The 17244-nt window shown below is 65.6% G+C and carries 17 protein-coding genes; 10 read left to right on the top strand and 7 right to left on the bottom strand.

Annotation, left to right across the window (positions count from 1 at the left end; genetic code table 11):
- The first annotated feature begins 24 nt into the window (after nt 1-24).
- Nucleotides 25-342 carry a glycine zipper domain-containing protein gene (locus BKX93_RS14045; RefSeq protein WP_070980292.1) on the top strand — a complete coding sequence of 106 codons (318 nt, stop codon included), beginning with the start codon at nt 25-27 and terminating at the stop codon, nt 340-342.
- 57 nt (nt 343-399) lie between these two features.
- Here BKX93_RS14045 and BKX93_RS14050 read toward each other — a convergent pair whose 3' ends face one another.
- A complete protein-coding gene (locus BKX93_RS14050) occupies nt 400-615 on the bottom strand; it encodes a DUF3079 domain-containing protein (RefSeq protein WP_070980294.1) in 216 nt (71 codons plus the stop codon).
- Between the two features lie 50 nt (nt 616-665).
- Nucleotides 666-1688 (bottom strand): MBL fold metallo-hydrolase, encoded by a 1023-nt coding sequence (locus BKX93_RS14055; protein WP_052717393.1) that lies wholly within the window; start codon nt 1686-1688, stop codon nt 666-668.
- Between the two features lie 83 nt (nt 1689-1771).
- On the opposite strand from BKX93_RS14055, the gene BKX93_RS14060 reads away from it, so the two are divergent.
- On the top strand, nt 1772-2689 hold the full coding sequence (locus BKX93_RS14060; RefSeq protein ID WP_070980296.1) for a LysR family transcriptional regulator: 918 nt from the start codon (nt 1772-1774) through the stop codon (nt 2687-2689).
- 13 nt (nt 2690-2702) lie between these two features.
- Here BKX93_RS14060 and BKX93_RS14065 read toward each other — a convergent pair whose 3' ends face one another.
- On the bottom strand, nt 2703-3101 hold the full coding sequence (locus tag BKX93_RS14065; protein WP_070980297.1) for an MAPEG family protein: 399 nt from the start codon (nt 3099-3101) through the stop codon (nt 2703-2705).
- Nucleotides 3102-3155: 54 nt separating this feature from the next.
- Nucleotides 3156-3515 (bottom strand): winged helix-turn-helix transcriptional regulator, encoded by a 360-nt coding sequence (locus BKX93_RS14070; protein WP_070980299.1) that lies wholly within the window; start codon nt 3513-3515, stop codon nt 3156-3158.
- A gap of 104 nt (nt 3516-3619) precedes the next feature.
- Between BKX93_RS14070 and BKX93_RS14075 the strand changes: the two genes are divergently transcribed.
- Nucleotides 3620-4390 carry an SDR family NAD(P)-dependent oxidoreductase gene (locus BKX93_RS14075; RefSeq protein ID WP_070980301.1) on the top strand — a complete coding sequence of 257 codons (771 nt, stop codon included), beginning with the start codon at nt 3620-3622 and terminating at the stop codon, nt 4388-4390.
- 55 nt (nt 4391-4445) lie between these two features.
- Here BKX93_RS14075 and BKX93_RS14080 read toward each other — a convergent pair whose 3' ends face one another.
- The 3 genes from BKX93_RS14080 to BKX93_RS14090 form a co-directional block, all read right to left on the bottom strand.
- Nucleotides 4446-4664 (bottom strand): DUF7661 family protein, encoded by a 219-nt coding sequence (locus BKX93_RS14080; RefSeq protein WP_046155990.1) that lies wholly within the window; start codon nt 4662-4664, stop codon nt 4446-4448.
- A gap of 217 nt (nt 4665-4881) precedes the next feature.
- Complete coding sequence (locus BKX93_RS26005) at nt 4882-5421, bottom strand: GNAT family N-acetyltransferase (RefSeq protein WP_083340561.1); 540 nt, start codon at nt 5419-5421, stop codon at nt 4882-4884.
- A gap of 137 nt (nt 5422-5558) precedes the next feature.
- Nucleotides 5559-7532 carry a peptidase U32 family protein gene (locus BKX93_RS14090; protein ID WP_046155991.1) on the bottom strand — a complete coding sequence of 658 codons (1974 nt, stop codon included), beginning with the start codon at nt 7530-7532 and terminating at the stop codon, nt 5559-5561.
- A gap of 210 nt (nt 7533-7742) precedes the next feature.
- Between BKX93_RS14090 and BKX93_RS14095 the strand changes: the two genes are divergently transcribed.
- From BKX93_RS14095 to BKX93_RS14125, 7 genes are all read left to right on the top strand, one after another.
- Entirely contained in the window at nt 7743-9440 is a 1698-nt protein-coding gene (locus tag BKX93_RS14095) for a methyl-accepting chemotaxis protein (RefSeq protein WP_070980303.1), read from the top strand.
- Nucleotides 9441-10038: 598 nt separating this feature from the next.
- On the top strand, nt 10039-11430 hold the full coding sequence (locus BKX93_RS14100) for an OprD family outer membrane porin (RefSeq protein WP_046155993.1): 1392 nt from the start codon (nt 10039-10041) through the stop codon (nt 11428-11430).
- Nucleotides 11431-11511: 81 nt separating this feature from the next.
- Nucleotides 11512-12759: an ABC transporter substrate-binding protein gene (locus BKX93_RS14105; RefSeq protein ID WP_046155994.1), complete on the top strand. Its 1248-nt coding sequence runs from the start codon at nt 11512-11514 to the stop codon at nt 12757-12759.
- A gap of 74 nt (nt 12760-12833) precedes the next feature.
- Nucleotides 12834-13703 (top strand): carbohydrate ABC transporter permease, encoded by an 870-nt coding sequence (locus BKX93_RS14110; protein WP_070980305.1) that lies wholly within the window; start codon nt 12834-12836, stop codon nt 13701-13703.
- 9 nt (nt 13704-13712) lie between these two features.
- On the top strand, nt 13713-14573 hold the full coding sequence (locus BKX93_RS14115; RefSeq protein WP_070980307.1) for a carbohydrate ABC transporter permease: 861 nt from the start codon (nt 13713-13715) through the stop codon (nt 14571-14573).
- On the top strand, nt 14570-16087 hold the full coding sequence (nagZ, locus tag BKX93_RS14120; RefSeq protein WP_070980308.1) for a beta-N-acetylhexosaminidase: 1518 nt from the start codon (nt 14570-14572) through the stop codon (nt 16085-16087). The genes BKX93_RS14115 and nagZ overlap by 4 nt, the downstream gene beginning before the upstream one ends.
- 1 nt (nt 16088) lies before the next feature.
- On the top strand, nt 16089-17213 hold the full coding sequence (locus tag BKX93_RS14125; protein ID WP_070980310.1) for an ABC transporter ATP-binding protein: 1125 nt from the start codon (nt 16089-16091) through the stop codon (nt 17211-17213).
- Nucleotides 17214-17244 lie beyond the last annotated feature (31 nt).

Consider the following 17244-nt stretch of genomic DNA (forward strand, 5'->3'; position numbering starts at 1 on the left):
CAATTTTTTACCGGAGATAGCCGCATGAAGCGCGCATTTGTCATCATTTCGCTGAGTTTGGCCGGACTGGCCGCGACTGCTCAAGCGGACACATCCACCATCGTCGGCGGCGCGTTGGGCGGCGCCGCCGGCGCGGCGGTGGGCGAGGCCGTGGGCGGCCGCAACGGCGCCATCATCGGCGGCGCGGTGGGTGGCGGCGCCGGCGCGGCCATCGGCCACGACTACGGCCGCAAGCCGGAACCGCGCGAAGAGCGCAGCTACCGCAAGCGCCAGCACCGTCATCATCACCATGGCCGCGGCAATTTCTGCCCTCCGGGCCAGGCGAAGAAAGGCCGCTGCTAAGCGCGCCGCTGCAAAGAAAACGGGACGCCAGGCGTCCCGTTTTTCATTGTTCTCCCGCTATCCTTCCCGGCCAGCTCCGGCATCATCCGCGCCGGGATCCGGCTCGAACCAGTCGTCGCCGAAAATCTCCGCCGGATGCTGGGTGCGGCTGCTGCCGTTGCCGCAAGCCATGTCCGAAGCCGGGCAATACTTGTCGCAACCCCAGCAAATGCGCTCGGGATGGCCGGGATGGAGGGGAAACTTCTTGGCGGTGCCGGGGACGGAGGATCGCATGGTGTCATTGTGCGGCCGCTCCCATCCATCGGCATTGATCTGGAATAAGGCTAGCGCGCCGACACAATCGCCGGCTTCAAGCCCGCCAGACTGTAAGGCGCGGGCTGCCAGGCGTAGCCGGCGCCGTCGCGGCGGACATAGCCCAGGCCAGGGAAGCGGATATGGGCGGCGCCCACCAGCCAGCCTTGGCGGGCGGCCTCGTCCATGCGCGCCAGGCGCTGCTTGGCGGCGGCGGCGGCGTCCACGTCGAAGCGTATGGTCACGCCAGGCTTGGCGAACTGCACGTCCTGCGCGTGGATCAGATCTCCCCACAGCACCATCTTCTTGCCTTCGCTCTGCACCTCGTACAGCGTGTGCCCCGGCGTATGGCCGGCGCCCGAAACCGCGCGGATGCCGGGCAGCAGCTCCGTCTCGCCGTCGAACGGCTTGAGCCGGCCAGCCTCGATGTAGGGCCGCAGCGCCGCCTCGGAATCGGCGAAGGAGTGGCGCTCTTCCTTGGCCACCTTGCCGGCGTTGGCCGGATTCAGCCAGAAATCCACGTCCCGCTGGCTCACCCGGATGTCGGCGGCGGGAAACATCCGCTTGCCTTGCCGCGTCAAGCCGCCGGAATGGTCGGCATGGATGTGGGTCAGCAATACCGTGTCGATGTCTTCCGGCCGGTAGCCGGCCGCCCGGATGCTGTCCAACAGCTGGCCGCCGGCCTGGCCGAACAGGTCGCCGGCCCCGGTGTCCACCAGCGCCAGATGGCTGCCGGTGTGGATCAGGAAGGCGTTGATCGAGGTTTCCGCTTGCGTGCCCAGGTGGGCCTGCGCCAGCCGGCGCGCGGTGTCGGCCGGCGGATTATGCAGCAACTGGTCCAGCGGAACGGCCACCGTGCCGTCGGACAGCGCGGTCACTTCAAAAGAACCCAGCATCATCCGGTAGAATCCCGGCGCCTGGACGCGCGCCTGCGCCGGCGGGGACAGCTCGGCCGCCAGGGTCGGCGCGGCGGCGGCGCCGGCCAGGGCGATGGCCAGCGGCAGCAGGCGGATGGCGCGGGCGGCGGCATGGTATGGTGTGGACATGAAGCGCATGGGGTATTCCTTTCCGGGCGGGGAGTTCAAGTGTCCCGATGATGCGGCGCCCGGCCATGCCATTCAAATCGATTGGAATGATGATGAGTATCAGGGAAAAAGATTTCCGCGGCGTGGACCTGAACCTGCTGGTCACGCTCGCCGTGCTGCTGCGCGAGCGCAGCGTGTCGCGCGCCGCCGCCTGCCTGCATCTGGGCCAGCCGGCGGTCAGCGGCGCGCTGGCCCGGCTGCGGGAGCTGTTCGGCGACGAATTGCTGGTGCGGGTGCCGCAGGGCATGGCGCCCACCGCCCGGGCGCTGGCCTTGCAGGCCGAGCTGACGCCCTTATTGGAACAGCTGCAAACGCTGCTGTTCGCCGCGCCCGCGTTCGAGCCGGCTTCCGCCACCCGCGCGTTTTCGCTGGGCATGAGCGACTGGGTGGAAATCTGGCTGGCGCCCAAGCTGCTGCCGCGGCTGCGCGCGCTGGCGCCGAAGCTGCGCGTCGCGCTGGAAACCACCGACCCGTTCACCGGCAGCGCGATGCTGGAGCAGGGCCGGATGGAGCTGGGCGTATCGGTGTTCGCTCCCGGCCCGGCCTGGCAGCAGACCCGGCCGCTGCGCTCGATGGGCTTCGCCGTCGTTTACGATCCCAAGCAGCTGCCGCTGTCCGCGCCGCTGAGCCTGGACGACTACCTCGCCTACGAACACGCGCTGGTCAGCTACCGCGGCGCGCGCCAGGGCGCCGCCGACCGGGCGCTGGCCGAGCAGGGCCTGTCGCGGGTGGTCAGCCACACCGCCTCCCGCTTCGCCTCGCTGCCGCCGCTGCTGAAAGCCCTGCCCCTGCTGGCCACCGTGCCGGCAGCGCTGGCCGAGGAATGGGCCGCCAGCCACGGCCTGCGCGCCAGCCCGCCGCCGCTGGATCTGCCGCCGTTCACCGTCTCGCTGATCCGCCATGCCGCCAGCGGCGGCGACCCCGGGCTGGACTGGCTGGAGGCGCAGATCCTGGAAATCGCCGGACGCTGAAAACTCCCCCCCGCTACAACGCCACCGCCAGCCAGCCCCACATCGCCAGCAGCAGGATGTTGGACGCCAGGAAGGCCAGGAAACGGTGTATCGGGTGATTGTAGGAAAGATGGATGGCGGAATGCGCGACGCGCGCCGCCACGTAGCACCAAGCCAATCCCAGCGGGACAGCCCCGGCCAGATTCTTGGCGATGACGATGGCGCCGAACACGTAAAACAGCACCGGCGCCTCGAACAGATTGGAGAAATTGCGCGCCAGCTTCAATTCGCCGTCCGGCGGCGCGTCGCCCTGCATCAACCGGTAGTAGCTGCCCTTCACCCGCCCGGAGCGGGCGTTGGCGAAACGAGTGGCGCCGAGGCGGACGCCGACGAAAAAGGTCAGCAATACCAGCGCGAACATCGGGTAAATCATCGTTTTCCCTTTCTGGTGGTCCTGCGTGATCAAAACCGGGCGGGACGGCGCGTCTCAAGATTCCGCCGGCTGCCTCTCCTCCCGATCCAGCTCCTGCTGCAGCTTTTCCAGCTCATCCAGCACCCGCACGAACTTGCCGCCAAACGAGGTGACCCGGTATTCAACCCTGGGCGGGGATTCGTCAAACGCCACCCGCTCCAGGATGCCGAATTCCATATTGCGGCGCAGGCATTCGTTCAGTACCTTGGTGCTCAAACCCTCCACCTGGCGCACCATTTCGCCGGGGCGATTGATGCCGCTCGCCAGCAACTGGTAGACCGTCAGCGACCATTTGCAGCCATAGATGCTTTCCACCATGCGCGCGCTGCGCTCCGGCGGCGATTTTCGGGAGAATTTTTTTTCCTGCGCCTTCATCGAGATGTACCAAAAAGTAAGTGGCTTACCAATTTGTACCTGCTGTTCAAGGATTTGCCGCGCTTTTAAGCTGCGGCCATCTCCTCAACCCACGGAACGCAAGCATGACACATTCCCCCACTCTCGCCATCATCGTCGGCGGCTCCAGCGGCATGGGCAAGGAAAGCGCGCGCCGTCTGCTGCGCCAGGGCCGGACAGTGCTGCTCCTGGCCCAGAGCACCCTGCGCCTGGCCGCCGCCAAGGCGGAACTGGAAGCTGACACCGGCGGCAAGGTGGAAACCTCCGCGGTGGACCTCTACCAACCGGAACAGGTGCGCGCCTTCATCGCCAGACTGGATGCCGAGCCGCGCGCCATCGGAGAATTGGTCAACGCCGCCGGCTACTTCCAGCCGGTGAGCTTCCTGGAGCACAGCGAACAGGACTACGACCGCCAACTGGACATCAACAAGGCCTTCTTCTTCATCAGCCAGGCGGTGGCGCGCAATATGCGCCGCCACGGCGGCGGCGCCATCGTCAACATCGGCTCGATGTGGGCGCGCCAGGCGGTGAAGGCCACGCCGTCGTCGGCGTACTCGATGCAAAAGGCCGGCCTGCACGCGCTGACCCAGCATATGGCGATGGAACTGGCCGAAGACGGCATCCGCGTCAACGCGGTGGCGCCGGCGGTGGTGTTGTCCGGCATCTACAAGTCCTTCATCGCCGAGGACCAGATCGCGGCTACGCTGGCCGGCTTCAACGGCTTCCACCCGCTGGGCCGCATCGGCACTGCGGACGACGTGGCCGACGCGATCGAGTTTCTACTGTCGGACAAGGCCGGCTGGATCACCGGCACGGTGCTGGACGTGGACGGCGGCGTGATGGCGGGCAGGAATTAGACGGGAATAATCGGCGGGCGCGGCCTGTGGCCGACCCGCTCTGCAAGCGAGCGCCTCAATCGAGCTGCCTGACGTCGCCGTTGCGCGGCGTCGCGTTCTCGTGAAGCAGGTCTTCCAGGTACTGCATCAGGCCATCTTCCGTCACCCAATCCGGGATGACGAAATCGGCGGGCCGGCGCTTGCCGTCATTGCCGGGCAGGAAAGTCCGCCAGCCGGAGCCATGCCGCTCCACCGCGATGATCTGGCCGTAGACCGTGAATCGATACGTTTGCATGCACCAGCCTCCGTTTGCGCTCAATGGTTCATGATTACATGACTGACTATCGTCGGCGCAATGTCATGCTTTTCATTTTCCCCGCTTAGCCTACATTGCCTCAAAAATTAGGGAATAAACATTATTCATATCCAAGCACCCCATCCGCGACAGCAGCCGGCAATCTAGCGCCGCGGAACGTCTTCCAATCCAGATAAGGCGTCGCCGGAAATCAAAACTATGCGCAAGAGACAGCCTCTTTCCGGTATGAAACCAAATGCATGCCAGGCTGTACCCGCTTCACCGGCCCCACCCGGATAAAACCCAGCTTCTCGTACAAGCGGCAATTGCCCACTTCTTCCACAATGGAGTCCAGACACCAGCCCTCTTTCAGCCGATGCCATCGCTCAAGCAGACGCAAGGGCTGCTGGGCAACGCCTAGCCTCTGGAAAGCGGAAAGAATAAAAATGGGACTGATCCGGCATTGGCAGCCACTATCCAGGTCCACCACGCGAACGCCTCCGACAGGCTGGCCACCACGTAGAATCAAGTAGAAAGTGGATTCGGCTGTTGTATTTTCTCGATCAGCCTGCCCAATGGCTCCATTGCCGGGTTTAGCGCGTGATCCTGGTATTTCCGCAACAAGGGCATGAATGCCTCGACCTGCATCCGGTGCAATATGTCCGCATCTGCTAGCCCTGCCCTGATCAAATTGACTTCCACACCGCCCTCCGCATGCCGACGAGACTCCACCCAGCCAACAAAATTTAAATATCATATTTCTTGGATGAAATCACACACCCTTACAAGAAAACAAGCCATTCAGTGCACCGGAAAATATAAAGGGGCAAGCCACCATGGCTTGCCCCTGCAATATCGAATCATGCCGCTGCATCTGCCAGCGTAATGCTCCTGCTATGGCCGCTGCTTGAAGAAAGTCATCGGCGCGGAAGCCGGAATCTCGCTCGGCGGCGGCGACTTCAGAATATGCTTCTTCATCTTGCCCATCACGTGCATCTCGCAAGGGCGGCACTCGAATTTCAGCGTATAGGTCTCGTCACCGGACTTCAGGATCATCGGATCGGCGCGCACCTGGCCCATCACGCCCTTCACCCCCTTGGCCTGCTTCGGGCACAGGTTGTAGGAGAAGCGCAGGCAGTGCTTGGTGATCATCAGGCTGACCTCGCCCTCTTCCTGATGCGCCTCGTAGGCCGGCTCGATCACCTCCACGCCGTGCCGCTTGTAGAAATCCCAGGCCAGCGCGTTGTAGACGTTGGCCAGATAGCTGAGCTCCTTCTGCGGGAAGACCGCCGGCGGCTCCACGGCGGCCTTGCGCTCGGGGCGGACCCAGGCGGCGGCGCGGGCGGCTTCCAGTTTTTCCGCCGCGTCGCGGCGCAGGCCGTTGATGACCGAAGCCGGCACGAACCACGGCTGGCTCAGATGCAGCGCGACGTCGTGCGCCTGGAACATGGTGTTGCCGAGCTTGGCGGCGGCGTCGCGCAGGCTCTGCTCGGCGCGGGCGGCGTCCTTGGCCGGCTCCAACGCCAGCTCGGCGCGGGCGCTGGCGCTGCAGCCGTCGGCGTCGGTATACGTCAGTTCCAGTCCATCGGCGGTTTCGGACAGCGAGGCCCAGACGCCGACGCGGCGCTCGGCCGATTTCTTCAGCAGCGCCAGCTCCCAGGCGTGGTCGCGGTTGCGGCTGATGTCCACGCCGGGCTTCAGCCCTTGCAGCGCCGCCGGATCGTTGGGCTCGCAGCGCCACACCAGCAGCCCGCCCTCGGCCTTGCCCACCTGCTTGACGGTATTGAGCTGCATGCCCACCACTTCGCGCTTCTTCATGAAGTTGATGCCGTCGCCATTGGACATCTGCTCGGCGGTGGCGATCTCCAGCCAGGCGTCGCCGACCTTGTGCACGGTGCCCAGGCCGACGCCGACGAACTTGGGCGAATCGAAGGCGCCGATGTCCTGCTTGCGGCCGGTGGCGAAGTAGTCGGTGGCGCCGCGATGGAAGGTCTTGTCCGGATCCGGCGTGAAGTAGATTTCGCTGCTGCCGCTGGCGGCCGGCGCCAGTTCCGGGCGGCGCTCGAAGATCTCGTCCAGCAGCAGGCGGTAATGGGCGGTGATGTTCTTGACGTAGGACACGTCCTTGTAGCGGCCCTCGATCTTCAGGGACCGCACGCCGGCGTCCAGCAGCGCTTCCAGGTTGGCGCTCTGATTGTTGTCCTTCATGGACAGCAAATGCTTGTCGAAGGCCACCACGCCACCCTTTTCGTCGGTCAGCGTGTACGGCAGCCTACAGGCCTGCGAGCAGTCGCCGCGGTTGGCGCTGCGTCCGTTGTCGGCGTGGCTGATGTAGCACTGGCCGGAGAAGGCCACGCACAGCGCGCCGTGGATGAAGTATTCGATGGCGGCGGAATCGGCCACCCGGTCGGCGATCTTCCGGATCTGCGGAATGGTCAGCTCGCGCGCCAGCACGATCTGGCTGAAGCCGGCGTCGGACAGGAAGCGCGCCTTGTCGGCGTCGCGGATGTCGCACTGGGTGGACGCGTGCAGCTGGATCGGCGGCAGGTCCATCTGCAGGATGCCCATATCCTGGATGATCAGCGCGTCGACGCCGGCATCGTACAACTGCCAGATCAGCTTGCGCGCACCTTCCAGCTCGGCGTCGTGCAGGATGGTGTTCAACGTGGCGAAGATGCGCGCGTGGTAGCGGCGGGCGAAGGCGGTCAGCCCGGCGATGTCCTCCACGCTGTTGCAGGCGTTGTGGCGCGCGCCGAACGACGGCCCGCCGATGTACACCGCGTCGGCGCCGTGCAGGATGGCTTCGCGGCCGATTTCGGCGGTTTTGGCGGGCGACAGCAGTTCGACTTGGTGCGGCAGCAGGCTCATGGCGGTTCCGGGCTGATCGATGGGTACGATGCGTGGTTGGGTGGGGGCGGAATTATAACGGAATCATGGGCTTATAGATAGCAGCCGATTGCGCTGTCCCGTTCTAGGTACGACTACTTAAAATACTGTATCCAGATTGCTTGCCCTCGCGGCGGCTGCTACTCCGAAGAGTATCGGGGCCCAGTCCCCGCCCATAGCAGCGAGTCCCTCATGTTCAACTCCCTCACCATCGCCCGGCGCCTGGCTGTCATGGTCTGCGCGCTGCTGGCCATCCCCTTGCTGGTCGGCTGGTACGGCCTGCACACCCAGGAAGGCATACTCGGCGACTTCGCCACCACCTACAACGACCGCGTGGTCTGCCTGAAGCAACTGAAGATCGTCGGCGACGGCTACGCCGTCGGCATCGTCGACAATGCGCAGAAGCTGCGCAACCAGAGCCAGACCACCGCCGGCTTCCTAGCCAATCTGCACAAGGCGCAACTTGATGTCAGGCAGCAATGGGGCGATTACCGCGCCACCTATCTGACCCCGGAGGAAAAGGGACTGGCCGACCAGGCCGAGGCGGCGATGGCCAACGCCAACCGCAGCGTGGACAAGCTGCGGCAGATCGTGCAGAGCGGCGACGCGGCCGCGCTGCAATATTACGTCGATAGGGAAATGTATCCCGCGCTGGACCCGGTGTCGCAGCGCATCGCCGCACTGGTGGACCTGCAACTGCGGGTGGCGGCTGAGGAATTCGCCCAGTCGCAGCAGCGCGCCGCCTTCAGCCACGCCGCCAATATCGCGCTGATCGCCGTCGGCGTGGTGGTGGGTTTCCTGCTGGCCTGGATAATCGTGCGCGGGCTGCTATCCGAACTGGGCGGCGAGCCGCGCGACGTGGTGGCGCTGGCCGAACGCATCGCCGAAGGCGACTTGGGCCAAAAGCTGACGGTGAAGCCGGACGACCATCACAGCGTCGTCGCCTCGATGGCGCGGATGCAGAGCGCGCTGATCCAGCTGGTGCGCAATATGCAGGACATCACGCTCAGGCTGTCCAACAGCGCGACCGAGCTCGCCGCCGCGTCGGAACAGGTGGCGACCAGCGCCGAGGAGCAAACCCGCGCCGCGTCGTCGATGTCGGCGTCGGTGGAACAGCTGTCGGTCAGCATCTGCTCGGTCAACGACACCGCCGCCGACGTGGCCAAGGATTCGGTATCCAGCGGCGAACTGGCCCATCAGGGCGAGACCATCATCGACCAGACGCTGCAAACGATAGGCCGCGTCGCCGAGCAGGCGCGCTCCTCGCAGCAGCAGGCCGACCTGATGGGTAGCCGCTCGCAGGAGATCGCCAACGTGATCCAGGTGATCCGCGACGTGGCCGAACAGACCAATCTGTTGGCGCTGAACGCGGCGATCGAGGCGGCGCGCGCCGGCGAGCAGGGCCGCGGCTTCGCCGTGGTGGCCGACGAGGTGCGCAAGCTGTCGGAACGCACCGCGCAGTCCACCACCGAAATCAGCGGCAGCATCCGCGAGATGCTGGACTGCAGCCAGCACGTGGTCGACAACATCCATCACACGGTGGACCAGATGGAAACCGGGCTGACCCAGGCCAGCAGCGCCCGCGAGGCGATCACCGGCATCGCCGGCAATGTCGACCGGGTGAAGGGCTCCTTGTCCACGATATCGATCTCGCTGAACGAGCAGCAGCAGGCCGGCACCAGCATCGCCGCCAATGTCGAGCAAGTGGCGCAGATGTCGGAGGAAACCAGCGCAGCCGCGACGCAAACCGCCGAGGCCGCCGGCCAGGTGGAACAGATGGCCGGCGCGCTGCAGGCGGCGATCAGCCGCTTCAAGCTGCCGGCCGGCGGCCAGCCGCCGGCCTCGGACCGGACGCCGCAATCGTTGACCGCCACCGCCTGGCAGGCCTGATCGCCTGTCCAAGGCTTCGCGAGACGCCCGTTTCCGCCGCAATGCTTGAGTGCTTGCCCGGAGCGGCTAACAGAATTCAGTTGCGCGCCTGAGGCAAGACGCGCCGCGCGGGCGCTACAACAAATCGGCGCAATGCGGAATCAGGAGCCTGGCCAGTAGCCGTCAAACCTTTCCTCCGGGGAGACCTGCCTCCCCTTTGAACCTTCCTCTCTCGTTTTGGCCCGCTTCGCGCGGGCATCTTTCTTTGCGCGGATGCTGCGTTGCAATATCCGCAATTCGAACATCAAGTTTCTATTCAGAACATCCATTATTGGTATTTCACTGGTTTATTTTCACAGTCAATCATCACTCATTCCAAACTCATCACACAACAGACTTAAATTGCGATTATTTGCTAGTCAACCCTTTATTTGTTGCCAATAATTATCATTGATTGGATTTTTATTAATATTTTCATCTTGCATGGCAACATTGCAACGCCATGACATTCAATTTCAACCAGAATTGTCTCATACCAATTGAAGACCAATATAAGACCAGCTAACGTGCCTCCAGGACGTCCACCCCTGAATTCGGCAATCGGACCTGGAGCAATCTCATGCACAAGAAACGCGTTTTATTCCTGGCAATCATGGCCGTGCTGTCCGGCCACGCCCTCGCGGCGGAAGAATCGTCCGTCCCTCCCGGCAGCGACGGCCCCGCGCTGAAAGGCACCGCGCAAGCCATTCCGGAAAGCGACGTCTATGACCTGCTGACCAAATCGGAAACCACCTTCAGCGCACTGTATTACGGCCGCGACCGGCAGGAAAAACAACCCAACAACAGCAATGGCGGCGACATCCGCGTCAACGCGCTGAACCTAGGACTGAACTTCAAATCCGGCTACGCCTGGAATGTGCTGGGCTTCGACGCAGCCGCCCATACCTCGCTGCGACTGACCAAGGGCATCGGCTTTTCCGAAGTGCTGTACCACGACTACAACGACATGAGCGATCCGGCGGAGGGCGGCGGCGGCCGGGACAAGAGCGACGCGGTGCTGAGCCAGGCCGCGATGAAGTTCCGCCAGAGTCCGGATGGCCAGGGCTTTTCCGCCCGCGCCGGCTACACCCCGATCAGCATCGGAACCATGGGCACCTCCGGCGGCCTGCAGTCCCACTCCTACCGCGGCCTGGAAGCCAAGTACAAGATCGGCGACTTCGAGCTGGGCTACGGCTGGGCCGACCAGTTCCGCAACGAGTGGGACTACCGCTTCCGCGATATGACCAATTCCTGGGAGCAGGGCCGCAGCAACGGCAGCCAAGCCAAAAAAATAGATTACGTCAACAGCATAGGCTTCCGCTACGCGCCGGAAAACGCCTTCATCGACCTCGGCTTCGGCGAAGGCAAGGACTACCGCCGCACCGCGCAGATCGCCGGCTCCTACACCTGGAAACTCGCCGGCGGCGACACGCTGACCGGCGTCGGCTACTACTTCCAAGGCAAGGACGAAGCCCAGCTGGGCATGAAGAACTCGCAAACCGCCAGCCACGCCAGCGCCAGCGTCAGCTACACCACCGGCGGCCTGACACTGATGGGCGGCCTCGGCAAAAGCCGCAATCCGGACGGCGGCGAAGTCAATTTCCGCCTGACGCCATACGGCAACAGCGACAACCGCAACTTCATCCAGACCTGGGGCCAGGACGACGACTTCGTCTGGGACGGCACGCGAGTCGTGAAGATCGGCGTCAGCTACGACCTTTCCAAGCAAGGCCTGCCCGGCGTCAGCGTCGGCGCCAGCGGCAACTACGCCACCGGTCTGAAGAATCCGAATGGCGCGCCCGACAGCAAGGCGCATGAGATCGACCTGAGCGCCAGCTACTCGGTACAAAGCGGATGGCTCAAGGGCGCCAGCATCGGCGTCTACCCGGCCTGGTTCCGCTCCGGCGACTTCTACGGCAAGAAAGACCGCAACGACGTGAAAGTGATCGCTTCCTACAGCAAGACCTTCTGATCCACCAGTGGCCGGCATGCCAGTGCCGGCCGCTTCGCCTATCGGTTCCGATAAGCGAAGCCGAAAAGGAGAAAAAACACGATGAAACTGAAAACCCTGAGCCTGTCGCTGCTGATCGCCGCCGCCCCCCTGTTCGCCCACGCCGCCGACAAACCGGTGCTGGAGGTGTGGACCATGAGCCTGTCACCCAAGTTCGACGGCTACTTCAAGGAACTGGTCAGCAAGTACAACGCCCAGCATCCGAATGTGGAAGTGAAGTGGACCGATTATCCCTGGGACGTGATCCAGGCCAAGTTCACCGCCGCCGTCGGCGCCGGCAAGCCGCCGGCGCTGGTCAACCTGAACGTGCCCTGGGCCTACGACTACCAGCAGGAGGGCCTGATCCAGCCGCTGGATGGTCTGATCGACAAGAATCAGTACGTGGCCGGCGCGCTGAAGGACGTCACCTTCAACGGCAAGGCCTATGCCTTCCCGCACTATAACGGCGCGGATGTCATCGCCTACAACGCCGCCTTGTTCAAGAAAGCCGGCCTGGACCCGAACAAGCCGCCCAAGTCCTTCGATGAGGAGCTGCAGTACGCGAAGGTGATCAAGGCCAAGACCGGCGCCGCCGGCTTCGCGCCCAAGATGGGGCCGACCAAGATCGAGGGCCTGTTCCTGCAAAACGGCCTCGATGTGATCAAGGACGGCAAGCCGGCGTTCAACAGCCCGGCCCACATCGCCTTCGTCAAGAAGCTGGCCGAAGCCTACAAGGCCGGCGCGCTGATGAAAGACAATCTGTTCGTCCAGGACAACTTCCAGGTGGCGATGGCCGCCTACAACAGCGGCCGCATGGCGATGCTGGAATCCAGCCCCACCGCGCTGACCCGCGTCCGCGACGAAGCGCCCAAGGTCTACCGCGACACTCGCGTCGCCGCAGCGCCGCTGGGCCCCACCGGCATCGCCGCCGGCGGCTGGATGTTCAACTTCGCGGTGGCCCGCAACGTGGACAAGGCGCTGCTGCCGGAGATCGGCAAGTTCGGCAACTACCTGACCAACGCCGACAACCAACTGGCCTTCGCCAAGCTGGCCGGCACGCTGCCCACCGCGCGCAAGGCGGCGCAAGACCCGCACTTCCAGAAAGTGGCCGCCAACGCCGGGCCGGCCGAGCGCGCGGTCGGCATCGCCGCCGCCAATCTGGACAAGACCCGCACTCTGTTCCTGTCGGTGAAAAACGCCGACACGCTGTCGGCCAGGCTGTCGGCCGCGGTGGAAAAGGCGGTGACCGGCCGCCAGGATGCCAAGGCCGCGCTGGACGAGGCCGCCGCCTACTGGAACGGCAAGCTGTAAGACCGGCCTTTGTCCGCGCCCGCAGCCCTCGCCGGCGGCGGGCCGCCTCTCTTTCAGACTCGGTGGCACTTCATATGCGCAAACCCCGCAAGACCACGCTGCAGGCCTATCTGTTCCTGGCGCCGGCATTGCTGCTGCTGGCCGCGTTCTCGTTCTGGCCGGTGGGCTTCGGCTCCTTCCTCGCCTTCACCCGCTACAACCTGATCGACGCGCCGCAATGGGTGGGCCTGGACAATTTCCGCGAGCTGTTCGGCGACGAGCTGTTCCTGTCGGCGCTGAAGAACTCGGCGCTGTACCTGCTGGTGGTGCCGATGATCCAGCTGTTGGCGATGCTGCTGGCGGTGCTGGTCAACAACAACCTGCCCGGCATCAAGCTGTTCCGCGCCGCCTATTATCTGCCGGTGGTCACCTCGGTATCGGTGATCGGCATCATCTGGAACTTCATGTACACCGAGGACGGCGTGCTCAACGCCGCGCTGCGCTGGCTGCACCTGATCAACGATCCGGTAGGCTGGCTCTCCGACGATCACATCGCGCTGTTCGCGGTGATGTTCATCACCGTCTGGCGCGGCATCGGCTGGTACATGGTGCTGTACTTGGCCGGCCTGCAAGCGATCCCGGCCGACGTCTACGAAGCGGCGCAGCTGGACGGCGCCGGCCGCTGGCAGCGCTTCTGGCGCATCACCGTGCCGCTGTTGGCCCCCACCATCCTGCTGTGCTCGGTGATGTCGGTGCTGGCGGCGGTGAAGGCCTTCGAGGAAGTGCAGATCCTGACCAAGGGCGGGCCGATGCAGTCCACCTACACCGCGCTGTTTTACGCCTACGAGTTCGGCATCAAGTCGCTGAATTTCGGCCGCGCGCTGGCCGCCAGCCTGGTGATGTCGGCGTTCTGCATCGCGCTGGCCTGGCTGAACTTCCGCTACCTGCAACCGCGAGACCGTTGAGGAGACGCGATGAACCACTCCACCACCCTGGCCGCTCCCGCCGTCCGCGCGCGGGCGGACCGGCTGGCCGCGCGGGCCGTCCATTACCTGGCGCTGTCGGCGATCGCGCTGATCACCGTCTACCCGTTCTGGTGGACGCTGGTGACGGCGCTGTCCGGCGACGGCGAGGTATTCGCCTTCCCGCCGCCGCTGCTGCCCACCGCGCCGACGCTGGACCATTTTCGAGAGGCGGTGTCCAGCATCGACATCCTGGCCTTCTACCGCAACTCCTTCGCCATCGCCGCGCTGACGGTGGCCGGCACGCTGCTGGTCAGCGCGCTGGCCGCCTACCCGCTGGCGCGCATGAAGTTTCCCGGCCGCCGTCTGGTGTTCGGCGCCACCCTCGCCACCATGATCCTGCCCAGCGAGGTCAACTTCCTGGTCAACTTCATCACCGTGTCCAAGCTGCAGCTGACCGACAGCTACAGCGGCGTGGTGCTGCCGACGCTGGCCGGCGCGGTGGGCATCTTCCTGCTGAAGCAGGCGTTCGAGGCGGTGCCGCAGGACCTGATCGACGCCGCCCGCGTCGACGGCGCGTCCGAGTGGCAGATCTTCTGGCGCATCATGCTGCCGCTGGCGCGCCCGGCGCTGGCGGCGCTGACCATCCTGACCACGGTGTCGGCGTGGAACCAGTACATCTGGCCGTCCATCGTGATGTCCAGCCCGGACAAGTTTCCGCTGTCGGTCGGCGTGCTCTACCTGGCCGGCGCCTTCAGCTTCAAGACGCGGGTGGTGGCGGCCGGCGCGGTGCTGACCGTGCTGCCCATACTGATCGTATTCCTGTTCACCCAGCGCTATTTCCTGCGCGGATTCGATGGAGCGGTGAAATGACCCTGAGCAAGGAAGCACTGGACCAGTTGGCCGGCCGCTGCCTGATGGTGGACGTGGCGGGCCCGGCATTGAGCGATGAAGAAGCGGCGCGGCTGCGGAAAATGCGCGTGCGCGCCGTCTGCCTGTTCCGCCGCAACGTGCCGGACGCGGCCTCCACCCGCCGCCTGGCGGCGGACCTGAAACGCGCGCTCGGCGACGAGCTGCTGATCGCCCTCGACCAGGAAGGCGGCGCGGTGATGCGCACCCGCTTCCTGCCGCAGGCGCCGGCGGCGATGGCGCTGGCCGCCGTCGGCGACGAGGACCTGGCGCGCAAGGTGGGCGGCGCGGTGGCGCGCGGCATCAAGAGCCTGGGCGTCAACTGGAACTTCGCGCCGGTGCTGGACCTGAACAACAACCCGGCCAATCCGGTGATAGGCGAACGCTCCTTCGGCGCCGATCCGGCGCGCGCCGCCGCCTTGGCCCGCGCCTGGATGGAGGGCCATCTGGCCGAGGGCGTCGCCTGCTGCGTCAAGCATTTCCCCGGCCACGGCGACACCCATACCGACTCCCACCTCGACCTGCCGGTGGTGGACAAGCCGCAGGCCGAGCTGCGCGACTACGAGCTGGCGCCGTTCAAGGCGCTGTCCGCCCACGCGCCGGCGCTGATGAGCGCCCACATCCGCTTCCCCAGCCTGGACGCCGAATGGCCGGCCACGCTGTCGCCGGCCATCCTCACCGGCCTGCTCAGGCAGGAACTGGGCTTCCAGGGCGTGGCCATCACCGACGCGCTGAACATGAAAGCGATACGCGAGCGCTGGGGCCAGCCGGCCGGCGCGGTGCAGACGCTGAAAGCCGGGGCGGATTTGGCGCTGGTGCTGCAGTTCGCCGACGAGATGGAAGCCAGCTTCGACGCGCTGCGCGCCGCCTTGCGAAGCGGCGAACTGGCCGAACAACGCCTCGCCCAAGCCGCCGCGCGGGTGGATGCGCTGATCCGCCGCTATCCCAGCCTGGACGATTACGACTACGCCGCCGAACAGCGCGCGGCCGACGAGGCGCTGTTCGCCGACGCCTGGCGCCGCGCGCTGACCGCCCATGGCGAAGTCCCCATCCTGCCCGCCGGCCAGCGGCTGCGGCTGGTGGTGCAGGACCAGGCGCCGTCCGACGGCGTGTCCGAGGAAGGCCTGGCGGCCGAGGCGCTGATCGCCACGCTGTCCCGGCGCCACGCGCTGGAAATCGTCCGCTTCAAGGAGCGCGCCGCGCTGGCCTGGCCGACGCTGCCGCAGGATGGCCTGTTCACGGTGCTGGCCTCGACCACGCGCGAGCGCTACGGCCGGCGCGAGCAACAGGAATGGAGGCCGGACTTGCATCTGGCATTATGGAATCCCTACGCCGCCGCCGACATCGCCGCGCCGGCCTTGATCAGCTACGGCTTCGCCGACGCCGCGCTCTTCGCGGCCAGCCGCTGCCTGGCCGGCGAGATCGCCGCCGCCGGCCGGCTGCCGGTGGACCTGGGCCAACCCCATCAGGAGCAATGAGATGTCCCGACTCTCGCTGAAACACATCCGCAAGGTGTACGACGACGGCAACGCCGTGATCCACGACGTCAGCCTGGACATCCGCGACGGCGAATTCATGGTCTTCGTCGGTCCGTCCGGCTGCGGCAAATCGACGATGATGCGGATGATTGCCGGGCTGGAGGACATCAGCGCCGGCGAATTGTGGATAGACGACAAGCTCTCCAACGACGTCGAGCCCGCCCGCCGCGGCCTGGCCATGGTGTTCCAGAGCTACGCGCTGTACCCGCACATGACGGTGCGCGACAACATGGCCTTCAGCCTGAAGCTGGCCGGCCACAGCAAGGCGGAGATAGACGCCGCGGTGCGCCGCGCCGCCCTGACGCTGCAGATCGAGCACCTGCTGGAGCGCAAGCCCAAGGCCCTGTCCGGCGGCCAGCGCCAGCGCGTCGCCATCGGCCGCGCCATCGTCAGGAAGCCCGGCGTGTTCCTGTTCGACGAGCCGCTGTCCAACCTGGACGCCGCGCTCAGGGTGCAGATGCGGATCGAGCTGGCGCGGCTGCACCAGGAGCTGGGCAGCACCATGATCTACGTCACCCACGACCAGGTGGAGGCGATGACCATGGGCCACCGCATCGCGGTGTTCAACGCCGGCCGCATCGAGCAGGTGGGCACTCCGCTGGAGCTGTACAACCGCCCGGCCAACCGCTTCGTCGCCGGCTTCCTCGGCTCGCCCAAGATGAACTTCATCCCGGCGCGGGCGCTGGATCAACATTCAGGCGGCGTGGAGCTGGAGCTGCCGGGCGCATTCCGGCTGGCGCTGCCGCTGGCCGACGCCGGCGGCGGCCCGCTGGCGCTGGGCGTGCGCGCCGAGCACCTGTACTTCGCCGAATCCGGCCTGCCGGCGACGGTGCAGCTGGTGGAGCATCTGGGCGACCAGCAGATCGTCTACCTGCGCCACGAAGGCGAGGGCGAGACCATCGCGCTGAAACTGCCCGGCCACGAGGCCGAGCCGCGCCCGGGCGAGCGCCGCTTCCTGGCGCCGGACCCGCGCCATTGCCACCTGTTCGGCGGCGACGGGCTGGCGCTGGCGCGGCGTGACCCGCTGCCCATCCAGGAAAGGCCGCAAGAAACGGCCACAAGCTGACTCGCTTCGCGTCACGCGCCGCCGGTTTCCG

Source organism: Chromobacterium vaccinii (assembly GCF_001855275.1).
GTDB classification, from domain to species: Bacteria; Pseudomonadota; Gammaproteobacteria; order Burkholderiales; family Chromobacteriaceae; genus Chromobacterium; species Chromobacterium vaccinii.